We start from the raw sequence: 14,030 nt of genomic DNA on the forward strand, positions 1-14,030 counted from the left end.
AGGCGAATGATGTGCAGGAAAGTACGCCGCCGGGGCAAGAGCTTCGGCGTCGGGGTCCTCTGCGAGGAGCTGCTCGCCGCCGGCATCCCTGTCGTCGCGATCGATCCCGAGGGGGAGCTCTACACGCTGCGCGAGCGGTTCCGCGTCCTCGTCCTCGTGGGCGCCCACGCGGACCTGCCGCTGCCCTCCGGCTGGGCCGGCGAGCCCGGCGGCGCGCCGCGCGGGCGCCGCCCGAGCTGCGCTAGCAGTAGGAAACGAAGATCAGGCGGATCGTCGCCAGCGTCCCGAGCACGAACAGCCCTGCATAGAAGATCGTCCGCTTGCGCCTCAGCTGCTCGGCGCTGAGCCCGGTAGTCGCGGGCTCCTCACCGGGCGCCACCTCCCCGCCGGCGTGCACCGCCGGCACCGCGATCGGCTCGCTGCCTGCCGGCGGCGCGCTCGCTCCGGACGGCCTGCGCGCGACGGGCGGCGTGCTCGCTCCAGACGGCCTGCCGGCGGCGGGCGGCGTGCTCGCTCCGGATGGCCTGCCCGCGGCGGGCGGCCTGCTCGCCGTGGAAGCAACGCCGTTCGCAGCCTGGGCCGTGGGCAGCCCTCGCTGGAGCTCCCCCTCCGGCGTGCTCGACATCGCGTGCTGGCGCGGGCGCTGCGGAACATCGTCCGGGCCGTCGAAATCGAGGTACTGCACCGAGAGCGAGCCCGTCGCGGCGCCGAGAGGGAGCGGGGCGTCGCTGCGGCCCGCCGCAGGAACGCTGTGCCGTCCATCGGGCGATGAGGGGCGGACCGACCTACGGTCGGCGGACGTGGCCCCGACCGCCGGCGCCTTTCGCCCGAGGCCCGGCGAGCTCTGTCTCGGCGCGCTCTCGGGAGGGAGCGACGGTGAGGCGCGGGAACCGGCGCCGCTCAGCGAGCCCGTCCTCGCGATGCAAGCCTCGACGTGCTCCTTCAGCTCGCTCCGGGCATCTTCCTCGGCGCCGTGGCCCATGTCGCGGAGCACTTGCTCCAGATCGCCGGCCAGCTTGCCCGCGCTGACGGTCCGCTTCTCGATGGAGAACTCGGTCGCCGCGTCGAGCGCAGCCGAGAGCCGCGCGCCCAGGTCGGGCAGGAGCTCGCGCGCGCGAGGGATCGGCAGCGACGCGACGCCCATGATCAGCTGCCTCTGCGTCTCGGCCTTGCGCACCCGGCTGCCGAGCAGCGCCTCCAGGAGCGTGATCCCCAGGGAGAACACGTCCGCGCGCCCGTCGAACGGCTCCCCGCGCGCCTGCTCCGGAGGCATGTACGGGAGCTTCCCCTTGAACACGCTGCTCTCGGACTGCTCGTCCGCGAGGCCCGGTATCCGCGCGACGCCGAAGTCGGTCAGGCAGACGCGGCCGTCCCGCCCGATCAGGATGTTGGACGGCGAGACGTCGCGGTGGACGACCGCGTAGCTCTGCCCTTCGTCCTCGCACAGGCCGTGCACCGCCTCGAGCGCCCTCGCCATCTCCCGGCCGATGTAGGCCACGGCGCGCGGCGAGAACGCGCCCACCTTCCTGAGCACGCGATCGAGGGCGGGGCCGTCGATGTAGTCGAGCGCGAGGTACACCGAGCCCTCGAACTCCCCGAACTCGACGAGCCGGACGACGTTCGGGTGATCGAGCCGCGCGATCACCAGCGCCTCGGCGAAGAACGACTCCCTCGCGCTCTCGCCGAGCCCTGGCCTCGGGACCAGCCGCTTCAGCGCGACGTGGCGCCGGAGGTCGGGAGGCCCCTCCTCGGCGAGCCACACCTCCCCCATCCCGCCCTTGCCCAGCATCCGGATGAGCCGGTACTTGCCGGCGAACAGCTCCGGCGGCGGATCGGACTCGGCGTTCTTGCGACGCGGGCGGGAGGCGGGCATCTCGTTGTGTGCAGCGCTCGATCTCGACTCCGTCGAGGCTAGCCCTCCTGCTCGGGGTGGAGAGGGTGCAAGCAAGGCATGCCCGATCCTACCGCCGCCCGCGCGCCGCAGGAATCACCGCGTCGATGCCCGGCGCAGATCCAGCCTGCGTGGACTGGGTCCCGCCTCACCGAGAGGGCGCCGCTCACGCCTCGCTCACTCCTGCGTGTGCTCCTCGCGGATCGGCTCCCGCATGGTCGTCGCCGGGAACCACTCGAAGAAGCGGTGGATGAGCTGGCGCCGCTCGGGCTCGATGTACTCGAACACGGCGCCCCGGTCGTTGATCTCCCAGAACTCGTTGCTCGTCACGGCCAGGAGCTCCGCGCGGATGGAGCGCAGCCTGTCGGGCCGCTCGTCGCGCATGTCGCGGTAGATCTTCCGCGCGAGCGCCTCCTCACCCTTCTGCAGGTAGTACGTGGCGAGCTTGACCTGCGCCTTGCGGACGCCGCGGAGCGACGGCTCCTGCTGATCGAGCTCCGCCTCCTTGTCCACCTCGAGGAAGAGCTGGAGCAGCTCGTCCCGGGCAGGTGCGTGCAGGTCGTACGCGCGCTCGTTGACCACGCAGAGATCGAACGCGACGGTCTCGGTGAGGAACGCGAGCCCCATCGCGTGCGCCGTCTGCGCGTAGTACTTGAAATGACGCGCGATCTCGAGGACCTGATCCCCCCACCCCGCCTTGAGCAGCTCCTCCGCGAGGTAGCGGTACTGGTTCAGGTTGTTGTAGGCCGCGGCGATGTCCTTCGCGTTGAGCGACCTGCGCATGTAGGTGTTGAAGAACTTCACGACGACCGCGACGGCCGCCCGGTCTCCAGCGGCGATGGCGGTCTGCCCGATGTAGCGCGTGTCGATGGCGATGCGCGTGATGAGGTCGGGCATCGCCGTGAGCGCCTCGCGATAGACCATCAAGAACTGGCGGAGCGCCTTGTACTCAAGCCAGGTCCGCGCGGTCGACAGCTTGCCGAGCGCCTCGGCGTTCATGCTCACGAAGTCGGTGTCCTTCGCGAGGCGATCGCGGATCTGGAACCAGCGCGGATCGAGCGTCGACTTGTGGGGCAGGTACGCGACGACGAGCTCCGACAGCGAGTCGATCGTCTTCGACGCGATCCCCTTGTCCTTCTGGTCGATCGCGTTGAGCGCCACGTCGGCGAGCTGCTCCAGCGACGAGAGCGCCGTCACCCGCCGCTCGTCGACCTCGGCTTCGTCCTCTCCGCCCGCGGGGCGCAGCGCCTGCTCGACGCCGCTCGTCTTGATCCGCCGGACCACGTTGTCGGGCTCGACGAAGTCGAACACGTACCCGAAGTAGGGCGCCATCATGAGCAGGCTCGCGGTGAGCAGCCCCATCGTGACGAGGACGCCGTACGTGGGGACGAAGGCGTCCTCGGTCGAGCCGCCCCCGCCGACGCGGATCGAGAAGTTGACCCACAGCGAGAACACCGCGCTGACGACGAAGAAGCCCATCACGAGCATGTTCGTCCGGTCGCGGAAGAACATCTCGGTGATCCGCGGCGTGTAACGGTTCGCGGCGAGCTGCACGATGATGGACGCGACCGTGATGACGATGCCGAGGATGGCGGCGATGACCTCGCCGATGCCGCCCATGATGTGCTCGGCGTCGCTCGGCGACATGCGCGCGAACACCTCCCAGAGCGAGAGGTGCGCGTTCTCGTGTCGCGCGACGTCGAGCAGGTGGACGACGGCGAGGGTCGCGACGCTGACGCCCAGGAGATACGACATCGGCCGAAGCCAGATGCGGGCCACGGTCGCGCCCCTGCGACGCTGTCGTTCGGCGTCGTCTGCGATCTGATCGGGTCTCACCAGATGACCGCCGCTCGGTCGACCTGCTTGCCGATCCGCCTGCCCACCCGCTCCACGCTGCCCCCCACGCACCTGCTCCACGCGTCCGCCACGCCAGGCGGCGGCCCGGCTATTTCTTCTCCGGGGGGCTGTCGAGATCTTCCGCGAGGTAGCTGAGGATCACCTCGTCGAGCGATTTCTCGCTGATCAGGTCCTCACCGAAGATCGAGGCGCCCTCCGCCGGCCGGTTCGTCGCGAAGATGCTGGCCGGGCGCGAGGCCGCGTAGCGGCCGGAGCCAGGGCCGCCCGAGAAATGCTCGACCGCGACCTGGGGCGCGGGCGGCGCGACGGGCTGCTCGGGGTGGACATTGCTGTAGACCCCGGCGCCGGAGGCCGCGGACTCCGCCCGCCGCCCGATCACCGACGCAGGCGGCGGCGGGAGGTCCTGGATCTGCTGAAAGAACGGCGTCTGTGCCTCGGCTGCGGCGCGCTCCAGCGCGTCGAGATCGAGATCGATGGACGGTTGTTCGTGCTTGATCTCGGCGGGCGACGCCGGGCGTACGGCCCTGCCGGCGAGCGGGCTGGCCGCGCGCCCGCCGCCGAGAGCCTGGAGCGCGACGGGATCGAGCTCGAGCCGGGGGCGCCCGCTGGCCGGAGCGGGCGCCGGCTCGGCCGCTGGGGCGCGCGGCGCCGTGGCGAGGGGCGCGGCCGCTGGCCTCGCGGGCTGCGCGGCGGGCCTGGGCGCCGGCGTCGGCGCGGGTGCCGGCTTCGGGCGCGGCGACGCTTCGGGCATGACGGGCGGCGTGAGGGGCCGGGACGGCGGGGGCGGCTTCGGCGCGCCCGTCACCTCGGGCGACGACGGCGACGACGCCCGCGCGGGCTTGCTCGCCTCCGGATGCGACGGGGCGGGGGCGGGGCCTGCGGACACGGCGCCTGCGGACACGGGCGGGGCGGCGGTGTCGTCGAAGAGGTAGTCGAAGTGGCCGTCGCGCAGGGCGATGAACATCGCCTTGTGCTGCTCCTTCATGAGGCCGCGAACCGTCTCCGCGAGCGAGGCCTGACCGACGTGCTCCGCGTACGAGGTCTTCGTGGTCTTGAGGATGCGCCCGCCGTCGGCGAAGAGGTGCGTGATGATGTGAGGATGGCGAATGCCCGAGTCCTCAGTCTGTATGTGGAACAACCGCCCCTTGTGCCGGACGTTGTTGTTGAAGCCGAGCAAGGGCGACGGGGCTTTCACGACAGGCAATCCGAGGGTGGGGAGGTGAGGAGATCGCGCCAGCGGGGAGCGCTCGCCACGGCCGAGACTATCACAGCGCGGCGCGCCCGGAACGATTCGCAGCGCGCCGGCGTCCCTTCACGTTCCTCCGCCGCTCTTCCGCCTTCCTCCGCCGCGCCTTCACCGTCTCCGCGGTAGGGGAGCATGTCGGGGCTGGTCCTCCGCGGACCGCGCGCGGGTCGCGTCAGGGCAGACAGCGCTCCAGGTCGTCCGCAGTTCCCGCCTGGAGGGCGCACGCCACCTCCGCCTGCGTGAGGTCGGCCTCGCAGCGGACGAAGCCGCGCTCCCCGGCGGCCGCGCGCGCCATCGCGGTCCTCTCGGCCACCTGGGACGCAGCGGGCTCGGGGTTGGCCGCGCGCAGGACGAGCTCGACGTACCGATCGAGGAGCGTGGCGCACTCCTCGGCGGACGGGCGTGGAGCAACGCGGCGGAGCGCGGCGCGCCCCACAAGGATACCGAGCACCAGCAGGACGATCGCCAGGGTTGCCAGGACGTCGGCGCGGGTCGCGGGGCGCGTCACTCCAGACACTTATCGACCTGCTCCGGGGTCGTTGCCTGCCGGACGCACACCATCGCAGCGTCGGTGATGCGGCGCCCGACGCACCTGTCGATGAGCTCCTTGCCGCGGGCGTCCCGCACCGCCGCCGTGCGCTCCTCGACGAGCTTCGGGTCGACGACGTTCTGCGCCCGGAGCTCGATCTCGGCGCTCCTCCGGAAGATGGCCTCGCACTCGTCGCGGCTGGCCGGGTGCCCGCACCCGGCCAGGAGCGGCAGGCCGGCGAGCAAGGCCAAGCATGGCGCGAGCCCGAGGACCCGACCCAGGTTGAGGACCCGACCCAGGTTGAGGACCCGACCCAGGTTGAGGACCCGACCCAGGTTGAGGACCCGACCCAGGTTGAGGACCCGACCCAGGTTGAGGACCCGACCCAGGTTGAGGACCCGACCCAGGTTGAGGACCCGACCCAGGTTGAGGACCCGACCCAGGTTGCCGGAGACCGTGGAGACGGAATACCGCCTCCTTTGAAGGAAAGTTGAGCCAGGACGGCGACGCATGGCCGCGACGATGGCGCCACGCTCGATGGGGCGCAACAAGGTCCAGCCGAAGCCGACAGCCCGTACTGGCGCACGGGCAACCCCAGCCGGCACCCCGCCGTCGTCCACGACCGGCCACCTGCCAGCCATGTGGCCCGAGTCAAGATGGAATCGTCGCGTATTGCTGGAACGCGTGTGCAGGTCTGTTAGGATTGCTTTCTGTGCGCAAGGCGAGCGAGCACGGTGACAGCGTGGGCGGCGCTCGATCCGTCCGTACGGGCCCCGGGGGTACGCGGCGACGCACGAAAGCGACGGCGCAGTCCGTTGCGGGCAGCGGGAATGACGCTGGCCCCAATCCTCCACGAGAGAAACGGCCGAGCAAGGCGCCGCGACGGCGCGCGCCCACGGCGGCGCTGACCGCGGAGGAGATGTTGCGGCGCGCGCTGGGCGCGGCGACCCCGCGGTCGCGCGCCCTCTGGGCGCGGCGGGGCCTGTCGCTCCGGGGGCCGCTCGACAGGACGACGCAGGCCATGCTGCTGCGGCAGCTCTACCTCGCGTATTTCGAGACACGCCGCTTTGAGCGGGCAGCCGAGGTGGCGGAGCAGATCCTGGCGCTCGACGTGCTGAGCGACGTCGCCCACCAGGACGCGGCGCGCGCAAAGCAGGCCCTCGGGGACATCGAGGGGGCCGTCGGGCACCTCCGGCTGGCGGCGCGCACGGGGCCGGCGAGCCGGAGGGCGTTCCACTGGTGGACGCTGGGCAGCGTGTATCACCTGGCACGCCGGTACGACGAGGCGATCGGCGCGCTCACGCGCGCGGCGCGCTGGGGCACGCGGGACAAGCCGCTCTACCAGGGGCACCTCGCCGTCGTGCAGTGCGAGAGCGGCCAGCCGGTGGAGGGGCTCGGCGCGCTGATCGATCGGCTCTCGGAGGTGCCGGCGGGCCAGGGTTACGGCCGGTTCGTGCTCGGGCAGATGGCCTACTTCGACCAGCGCTGGGACGAGGCCAAGAAATACCTGGAAGCCTTCGTCCAGCGGAGCACCTCGGGGAGGGCCGCGGTCGCGATCGCGCTCGGCGCGGAGATCGAGGCGGCGCGCCGGACGCTCGCGTCCCTCGCGGAACGCTGATGCCGGCCTGAACGGACGGCGGCTCGCCGCACGACCCCGATCGCTTTGCTATAGAACCTTCGTGATGACCGCTTCGACTCGTTTCAAGGCAAGCGCCGGCGCCGCGCCGGCGGGTGTCCGACGCGGCGCGCGCGGCGCGCTCGGACGCGCGCTCCCGGCGCTGGCCGCGCTCTCCGCGCTCGCGTCCCCGGCGATCGCGCTGGCCGGCGATGAGCGCGATCTCTTCACCCGCGGTCTGGAGGCCGGCCCGCTCTTCGCCGCGCTCGCCGCGCTCGGGGGCGGGCTGCTCACGTGCCTGACCCCCTGCGTGTACCCGATGATCGCCATCACGGTGAGCATCTTCGGGGCGCGGGAGGCGAAGTCCCGGCGCGAGGCGATGCTGCTCTCGACGAGCTTCGTGCTCGGGATCGTCGTGCTCTTCACGACGATGCTCGTGGCCGCGGCGCTCACGGGCAGCCTGTTCGGCGGCGTGCTCTCGAACAGGTGGGTCATCGTCGGCATCGCGGCGGTGTTCATCGCGCTCTCGCTGTCCATGTTCGGCGCGTTCGAGATGACGCTGCCGGACACCCTGATGCAGCGGCTCTCGCAGGTCGGGGGCATCGGCTACGGCGGCGCCTTCCTGCTCGGTCTGGTGAGCGGCCTCGTCGCCGCGCCGTGCACCGGGCCCGTCCTCACGGGCATCATCCTCTGGATCGGGAAGACGCAGAACGTCGGCCTCGGCGCGCTGGTCGGCGCCACCTTCTCCCTCGGGCTCGGCCTGCCGTTCTGGCTCGTCGGCGCGTTCGCGTTCGCGCTGCCGAAGGGCGGCAAGTGGATGCTGGGGGTGAAGTCGTTCTTCGGGATCGTGATGATGGTCGTCGCGCTCTATTTCCTGAAGACGACCTTCCCGGCGCTGTCGTCGCTCGCGCAGCCCACGCCGCAGTTCATGGCCGTCATGGCGGGCCTCGTCGCGGTCGGCCTCGCGCTCGGCGCGGTGCACCTCTCCTGGGACGACGGCGGCACCGGCGTGAAGGCCCGCAAGGGGATCGGGATCGCGCTCACGGTGGCCAGCAGCTTCCTGCTCGTCGCGAGCCTGGATCTGCCGAAGCTCTCCTCGCCCGTCCCGTCGGCGGTGGCCGGCGAGGCCGTGTCGCCGCAGCTCACGTGGCTGCACGAGGAGCCGGTGGCCGTCTCCAAGGCGAAGGCGGAAGGGCGCCCGCTGCTCGTGGACTTCACCGCGGAGTGGTGCGGCGCCTGCAAGCAGCTCGCGAAGGAGACCTTCTCGGATCCCCGCGTCATGGCCAAGGCGGCGCACTTCGTCGCGGTGAAGGTCGACGCGACGGACGACGAGGATCCGCAGATCGACGCCGTGAAGGGCAAGTACAAGGTCGTCGGCCTGCCCACGGTGGTGCTGTACGACTCCACCGGCGCCGAGCGGAAGCGCTTCAACGACTTCGTCGGCCCGGACGTGTTCCTGGCCGCGCTCGAAGGCATCCAGTAGCGCGCTGCGCCTGGCAGCAGCGCGCCGCACACGCCGCCGGCATGGCTCAGGAGGACCGAACGCCGCGAGGAGGGACCGATGGGCGCCGCGCCCATCGCTGCCAGGCCGCCACGAACATGCGCTCCTTCCTGCTCGCCGCCGTCGCGCTCTGCGCCCTGCTCTTCGTAGGCTGCGGCGCTGCGGGGCCCACCACCGGGACCGTGGTGATCGGGGTGACGAGCGAGCTCCGCGCGGGCGCCGACATCGACCTGCTGCGCGTCGTCCTGCGGGCCGACGGAGACGTGGTCCACGAGGACGCGCTGGCGCAGAAGAACGGCCAGCTGTTCTTCCCGCGGGAGTTCTTCTTCAGCGATCTCGAGGATGGCACGGCCGTGGAGATCTCCCTGGAGGCGTTCGGAGCGGAGGACGCCGAGACGCCGCTGCTCACCCGCACCGCGTCGACCCGGGTGATCGGCGGCCGCACGCTGCTGCTCCGGGTGCGCCTCGAGCGGGAGTGCGTCGTCGCGCCCGGGGCGGCCACTTGCCCGGCGCCGCAGACCTGCGTGGCCGGCGGCTGCAGCGCCCCCGACGTGGATCCCCGGCAGCTCGAGCCCTACAGCACCTCGTGGAACGCGGGCGCGGAGCCGGACGTCTGCAAGCCGGCCGCCGGGGGCGAGCCGGTCGTCATCGTCGGGGAGGGGCAGGCCGACTACTTCCCGCTCGATGACCTCGACGAGGTCCAGGTGGAGGCTGGACCTCAAGGCGGCTACCACATCTTCGTCGCCATCCGGCTCAAGAACCTGCGCCGATCCGGCTCGCTCACCGTGGTGAACGGCATCGTGCCCGAGCTCGGCTATGCGATCGAGCCGCTCGAGGTCATCTTCACCCTGGATCCCGACGAAGGCGGCTTCTGCACGCTCGCCGGGCTGCGGTTCCGGCTGGATGGCGAGCGAAAGATCGAGGAGCTGCTCGGGAAGGTCGTGGAGGTCGAGGTGAGGGTGACCGATCCCGACGGAGACGCCGGCACCGGCAGGCGCGCGGTGACGCTCTCGCAGACCATCCTGTAACCCTGCAGGGCGCGGGCGCCCTGCGCAGGCGGAGGCGCGCGGGCTCACTCGCGCGCAGCGCGCCACCGCGTCATCCAGCCGCCGGTGAGCAGGTCGAGGGACGCCTCCGCTTCGAGCGCGGCGAGCGTCGCGGCGCGGTGCTCCTCGGGGCTCTGGCCCGGATCGGCCGCGAGCGCGACGGCGCGCTGCCACGCGAAGAGCAGCTCGAGGACGCGCGCCGTGAGCTTCGTTTGCAGCTCGGCGCGCTCGCGGCGGAGGCGCTCCAGCGCGATCTCCTCGTCGGCGAAGACGATCCGGTCGAGCCGCCACGTCGCGCGCGCCTCGAGCCACAGGCTCGTGCCGCCGGACGCCGTCCTTCGCGCCGGATCGTACTCCGTGGGGGCCAGGCTCTCCGCTTCATCGACGAGCCGAGAGACGCGGAGCCGGAGCTCCGGGAAGAGCGACGACGTCCGCGCGCGCGACGCGATCGCGTCGATGCGCGCCTCGGGATCGAGGAGGCGCGATCGCCGCAGCGCCGCCTCGACGATCGCGCGGGCCATCGCCGGCGTGACCCGGACGGGCAGCGGGAGCGGAGGCTCGGCCTCGGCTGGCTGCGCGGGCGGAGGTGGCTCCGGGAGCTCGATCTCCGGCGCCGCGCGCGGCGGGCTCGGGGTCGCCGGGGCAGGCTTCAGCCGAGGCGCCGCAGGTTCGGCGACGGCGGACGATGGAGACGGCGCGCCAGGGCGGGCAGATAGCCGCTCGAGAGGGATGCTCGCGAGCAGCATGCCGGTGAGGGAGCGCTCGCCCCCTTCGAGCCGAGCGATCCCGAGCTCCACCGCGAGCCAGAGCGGCTGAGCGCTGCCCGGGGACGCAGCCCAGAGCTCGTGGGGCGCTGTGTCGAGGCGGTCCACGCGCGGGTCGAGCGCCGTGGGCTCGTCGTCGAGGGGGAGCTCGGCGCGCGCCTGCCGGGTGAACAGGGCGCAGGCGAGCGCGCCGAGGAGGAAGAGAGCGGAGCTTGCGATGGATCGGTGGTTCGGGTGCACGCGAGGTGGGTCGACCGCCGCGCGTCGCGAGTTGCGTGCGCCGGGTCGACGCGCGAGTTGCGTGCGCCGGGTCGACGCGCGAGTTGCGTGCGCCGGGTCGACCAGGTCGCTCAGCGGCCCCGGGAAGGCGGGCGCGCCCGGGTGGCGAAGCTCCGCCAGAGCTCCGCTCCACCGCCCAGGGATCGGACCCGATCGGCGCCAAGGCGCGGCCCGCCGCCTGGTGAGAGGCCCCGCTCCGCGCTCGTGCGCCGGAGCGCCTCGCTGGCGTGAGGTCCCGCGCTCCTACCTCCGCCTCGGAGCAGCTCGCTCGAACCGCCGCGGGTCGCCGCGACCGCCTGCGCGATCGCCTCCGGCGTCGGCGCCGTTCCTGACGGGAAGCGGGCTGGCCCCTCGTTCGCCGCGCCGCGGCTCGCCGCGACCGCCTGCGCGATCGCCTCCGGCGTCGGCGCCGTTCCCGAGGAGAAGCGCGCCGGCGCCTGGTCGGGCAACGCGAGCGTCGGCTCCGCGACGAGCGTCGCGCCGCGGCTCGCCGCGACCGCCTCGAGGCCGTGAGGTGCGGCCGCTCGGACGGCCTCGGCGGCCACGTCGCTGATCGCGGCCGGCGCAGCAGGCGCCACGTCGCTGCTCGTGACGACCGCCGCCGCAGCCGCCTCGACCTCTGCGTCACCGCTGGCGACCGGCGCGCTCGACGCCGGAAGCGCCGTGGTCACCGAGCCTCCGCTCACGCCGACCACGACGACAGGCTCGCCGTGCTCTCCCCTGGCATCGGGGATCGACAGTGACGCCGTCCCCGCGGCGATCAGCGCCGATGTCGCATCGCCGGCGCCGCCCTCGAGGTGCCGCTCGGCGACGTTCATCGCCGCAGTGGGGCTGCCCGGCGGGATCTCGCTCGTCAGTTCCGGCGCAAAGGCCGGAGGCTCCTCCGAGGTCTCGCCCGACAGCGCTGGCGCAGAGGCTGGAGGCTCCTCCCAGGTCTCGCTCGTCAGCGCTGGCGCAGAAGCCGGTGGCTCCTCCGCGGACGATCTCGGCGAAGCCGGCAACGCGCGTGGCACAGCGACCTCGAGGCCGACCGCGAAAGGCTCGAACACCTCGCCGGCGAGCCAGCCCGTGCACATACGGAGGTTCGCGCCAGACGGGATGTCGCGCACGAACATGTCCCCGAAGAGCGCGTCGATGGCGAGATCCCGCTGCTCGACCACGGGCCGCTCCCAGCTCGGGAGCACCGCGACGACGCGGATCGCGAGCTGCCCTTCCGGGCGACGCGCCCGCGCTCGCGCGAGCGTCCTGGGACGCACTTCCCAGTAGAGGTAGATCGTCTCGTGATCGACCGCGATGCCGACGATCTCGTCGACGTCATACCGCGCCGGGAGCTCCGCCCGCTCGTCGCGCAAGGCCGCCGCAAGACCCAGCACCACCCCAGCGGCGACGGGCGACGCCGTCGCTCCGGCACCTGCGGGCGAAGGATCTCGCGGAGGCTGCACCGGAAAGCCGCCAGGCGCTCCGGCGACAGGCCCGGGCTCCCCCTGATGCTCGCTCGCGATGGCGGCCCCGCGTGGCTCGGTCGCGCCATCGTCTCGCGCGAGCGGAGCAGGGGAAGCCTCCGCGGCGGCGCTCTCCGCATCCTCCGCGTCCGCGCCCGCATCCTCCGCGTCCGCGCCCGCATCCTCCGCGTCCGCGCCCGCATCCTCCGCGTCCGCGCCCGCATCCTCCACGTCCGCGTCCTCCGCGTCCGCGTCCTCCGCGTCCTCGCCCCGCGCTTCCACGCCTGCCCCCTGCCCGCGTGGCGCGTTCTCGATCAGCCTCTCCCGGAGCCGCCGCGCGTCCTCGTCCTCCGGCGCTCGCGCGAGGATCTCGTCGAGCATCGCGATGGCGCGATCCGTGTGCCCCTGGGACGCATAGATCTCGGCGAGCGTCGTGGTGGACCGCGGCGGGGGCGGGGGCGGCGGCCACTGCTCCGGCGGCGCCTCGCCGCGCAGCGCGCGCGCGGTCTCCGGCATGTGCAGGCCCCGCTCGACCACGCGCGAGAGCAGATCGCGCGCCCGCCCGAGGAAGCCGCGGAGGCGGGCCCGCTCCGGCTCGCTCTGCGCGGTGCGCGCCACGATCTCGTCGATGAGCTCGGCCTTCGTGAGCAGGCGCGGTCGGGGCACCCCGAGCCCCTCGGCGCGCGCTATCAGCTCCTCCCGCGTCAGCCCGTCGAGCTCCCGGCGCTCCATCGCCGCCGACGCTACCACATCCGACGCTCGCTCACCCTCGCCGGACCGCTCAGCGAAACGCCCCCTCCGCCGCCGGATCCGCGCTGAGCGACGCGAGCCGCGCGCGCGCCGCCTCGGCGTCTCTGGCGATCTGCGCCTTGAGCTCCGGCAGCCCGGAGAACCGCCGCTCCTCGCGCAGCCGGGCGATCAGGTGCACGCGCAGCGCCGCGCCGTAGAGATCCTCGTCGACGTCGAAGAGGTGCACCTCGAGGTTCGGGCGCGCCTGCCTCGACGCCTCGACCGTCGGGCGGACGCCGAGGTTGGCCACGCCGCGCGCGAGCGCGATCGCGCTGCCCGACGAGGTCACCCGATCGACGAGCGTCGCGTACACGCCGAACGGCGGGAGCGCCTCGTCGATCTCGTCGATGTTGCAGGTGGGGAAGCCGATCGTCCTGCCCCGCTTCGCCCCCTGCGCGACGACGCCGGACAGCATGTGCGGGCGCGACAGCATCCGCTCGGCCGACTCGAGATCCCCGCGCGCGAGGGCCGCTCGGACGCGGGTGCTCGACCACGCCCCCTCGGCGTCGCCGACGAGCGGGTGCGATCGCGTCTCGAAGCCGAGATCCTCGCCGAGGCGCCCGAGCGTCGTGAAGTCGCCGGCGCGCCCGCGGCCGAACCGGAAGTTCGCGCCGACCAGGACGACGCGCGCCGCGAGCCGATCGAGCAGCACGCGCCGCACGAACTCCTCCGGCGTCTGGGCCGCGAACGCGCGGTCGAACGTCACCGCGTCGACCCGGATCGCCGGCTGCACGCGCTGGATGAGCTCGATCTTGCGCGGCAGCGCCGTCAGCGTCGCCGGCGGGGTCCGGCCGAGGACGCTCGCGGGGTGCGGCGCGAACGTGAGCGCCACCGGCTCGAGCCCCCGCCGCTCCGCGTCCAGCGCCGCGTCGGCGAGCAGCGCCTGGTGCCCCAGATGAACGCCGTCGAAATTGCCGATGATCACCAGGCTGCCCCGCGGCCCGGCCGCGGCGCGCCCGCCCTGCCCGGAAGCGGCGGCAGCGAAATACTCCACGGCCGCTACCTAACCCGAAGCAGCGCCGAACGAAATGCGGGTGGACGCAGGCGAGAACGCAGGTGAGCGCAGCGCCG

The 14,030-nt window shown here is 72.9% G+C and carries 12 protein-coding genes; 4 read left to right on the plus strand and 8 right to left on the minus strand.

From position 1 onward, the window contains the following. The first annotated feature begins 9 nt into the window (after positions 1 to 9). Entirely contained in the window at positions 10 to 345 is a 336-nt protein-coding gene (locus WMF46_RS36735; RefSeq protein ID WP_437987978.1) for a helicase HerA domain-containing protein, read from the plus strand. Here WMF46_RS36735 and WMF46_RS36740 read toward each other — a convergent pair. The 5 genes from WMF46_RS36740 to WMF46_RS36760 all read right to left on the minus strand — a co-directional run bounded on the left by WMF46_RS36740 (position 242) and on the right by WMF46_RS36760 (position 6,035). Next, entirely contained in the window at positions 242 to 1,873 is a 1,632-nt protein-coding gene (locus WMF46_RS36740) for a serine/threonine protein kinase (RefSeq protein ID WP_437981476.1), read from the minus strand. The genes WMF46_RS36735 and WMF46_RS36740 overlap by 104 nt on opposite strands. 195 nt (positions 1,874 to 2,068) lie before the next feature. After that, entirely contained in the window at positions 2,069 to 3,727 is a 1,659-nt protein-coding gene (locus WMF46_RS36745) for a DUF2254 family protein (RefSeq protein ID WP_437981477.1), read from the minus strand. Positions 3,728 to 3,836: 109 nt separating this feature from the next. Next, positions 3,837 to 4,943 carry a hypothetical protein gene (locus WMF46_RS36750; protein WP_437981478.1) on the minus strand — a complete coding sequence of 369 codons (1,107 nt, stop codon included), beginning with the start codon at positions 4,941 to 4,943 and terminating at the stop codon, positions 3,837 to 3,839. Positions 4,944 to 5,166: 223 nt separating this feature from the next. Then, on the minus strand, positions 5,167 to 5,502 hold the full coding sequence (locus tag WMF46_RS36755) for a hypothetical protein (protein WP_437981479.1): 336 nt from the start codon (positions 5,500 to 5,502) through the stop codon (positions 5,167 to 5,169). Then, a complete protein-coding gene (locus WMF46_RS36760) occupies positions 5,499 to 6,035 on the minus strand; it encodes a hypothetical protein (protein ID WP_437981480.1) in 537 nt (178 codons plus the stop codon). Before WMF46_RS36760 ends, WMF46_RS36755 begins: the two co-directional genes overlap by 4 nt. A gap of 407 nt (positions 6,036 to 6,442) precedes the next feature. On the opposite strand from WMF46_RS36760, the gene WMF46_RS36765 reads away from it, so the two are divergent. The 3 genes from WMF46_RS36765 to WMF46_RS36775 all read left to right on the plus strand — a co-directional run bounded on the left by WMF46_RS36765 (position 6,443) and on the right by WMF46_RS36775 (position 9,667). After that, positions 6,443 to 7,141 carry a tetratricopeptide repeat protein gene (locus WMF46_RS36765; RefSeq protein WP_437544713.1) on the plus strand — a complete coding sequence of 233 codons (699 nt, stop codon included), beginning with the start codon at positions 6,443 to 6,445 and terminating at the stop codon, positions 7,139 to 7,141. A gap of 64 nt (positions 7,142 to 7,205) precedes the next feature. Further along, a complete protein-coding gene (locus tag WMF46_RS36770) occupies positions 7,206 to 8,621 on the plus strand; it encodes a protein-disulfide reductase DsbD family protein (RefSeq protein WP_437981481.1) in 1,416 nt (471 codons plus the stop codon). A 116-nt stretch (positions 8,622 to 8,737) separates the two neighbouring features. Further along, positions 8,738 to 9,667, plus strand: a complete 930-nt coding sequence (locus WMF46_RS36775) for a hypothetical protein (protein ID WP_437981482.1) — start codon at positions 8,738 to 8,740, stop codon at positions 9,665 to 9,667. Between the two features lie 44 nt (positions 9,668 to 9,711). Here the strand turns inward: WMF46_RS36775 and WMF46_RS36780 are convergent, their stop codons facing one another. The 3 genes from WMF46_RS36780 to ribF all read right to left on the minus strand — a co-directional run bounded on the left by WMF46_RS36780 (position 9,712) and on the right by ribF (position 13,953). After that, entirely contained in the window at positions 9,712 to 10,689 is a 978-nt protein-coding gene (locus WMF46_RS36780; RefSeq protein WP_437981483.1) for a hypothetical protein, read from the minus strand. A gap of 110 nt (positions 10,690 to 10,799) precedes the next feature. Continuing rightward, entirely contained in the window at positions 10,800 to 12,902 is a 2,103-nt protein-coding gene (locus tag WMF46_RS36785; protein WP_437981484.1) for a hypothetical protein, read from the minus strand. Positions 12,903 to 12,951: 49 nt separating this feature from the next. Beyond that, on the minus strand, positions 12,952 to 13,953 hold the full coding sequence (gene ribF, locus WMF46_RS36790) for a riboflavin biosynthesis protein RibF (RefSeq protein WP_437981485.1): 1,002 nt from the start codon (positions 13,951 to 13,953) through the stop codon (positions 12,952 to 12,954). Between the last annotated feature and the right edge of the window lie 77 nt (positions 13,954 to 14,030).

Source organism: Sorangium sp. So ce117, from assembly GCF_051524395.1.
Classification (GTDB): domain Bacteria; phylum Myxococcota_A; class Polyangia; order Polyangiales; family Polyangiaceae; genus Sorangium; species Sorangium cellulosum_B.

Bases quoted from the DNA above. Each gene is read 5' to 3' on its own strand.
- WMF46_RS36735 (WP_437987978.1), top strand. From the start codon at position 10: ATGTGCAGGAAAGTACGCCGCCGGGGCAAGAGCTTCGGCGTCGGGGTC.
- WMF46_RS36740 (WP_437981476.1), bottom strand. From the start codon at position 1,873: ATGCCCGCCTCCCGCCCGCGTCGCAAGAACGCCGAGTCCGATCCGCCG.
- WMF46_RS36760 (WP_437981480.1), bottom strand. From the start codon at position 6,035: ATGCGTCGCCGTCCTGGCTCAACTTTCCTTCAAAGGAGGCGGTATTCC.
- WMF46_RS36765 (WP_437544713.1), top strand. From the start codon at position 6,443: ATGTTGCGGCGCGCGCTGGGCGCGGCGACCCCGCGGTCGCGCGCCCTC.
- WMF46_RS36770 (WP_437981481.1), top strand. From the start codon at position 7,206: ATGACCGCTTCGACTCGTTTCAAGGCAAGCGCCGGCGCCGCGCCGGCG.
- WMF46_RS36775 (WP_437981482.1), top strand. From the start codon at position 8,738: ATGCGCTCCTTCCTGCTCGCCGCCGTCGCGCTCTGCGCCCTGCTCTTC.
- WMF46_RS36785 (WP_437981484.1), bottom strand. From the start codon at position 12,902: ATGGAGCGCCGGGAGCTCGACGGGCTGACGCGGGAGGAGCTGATAGCG.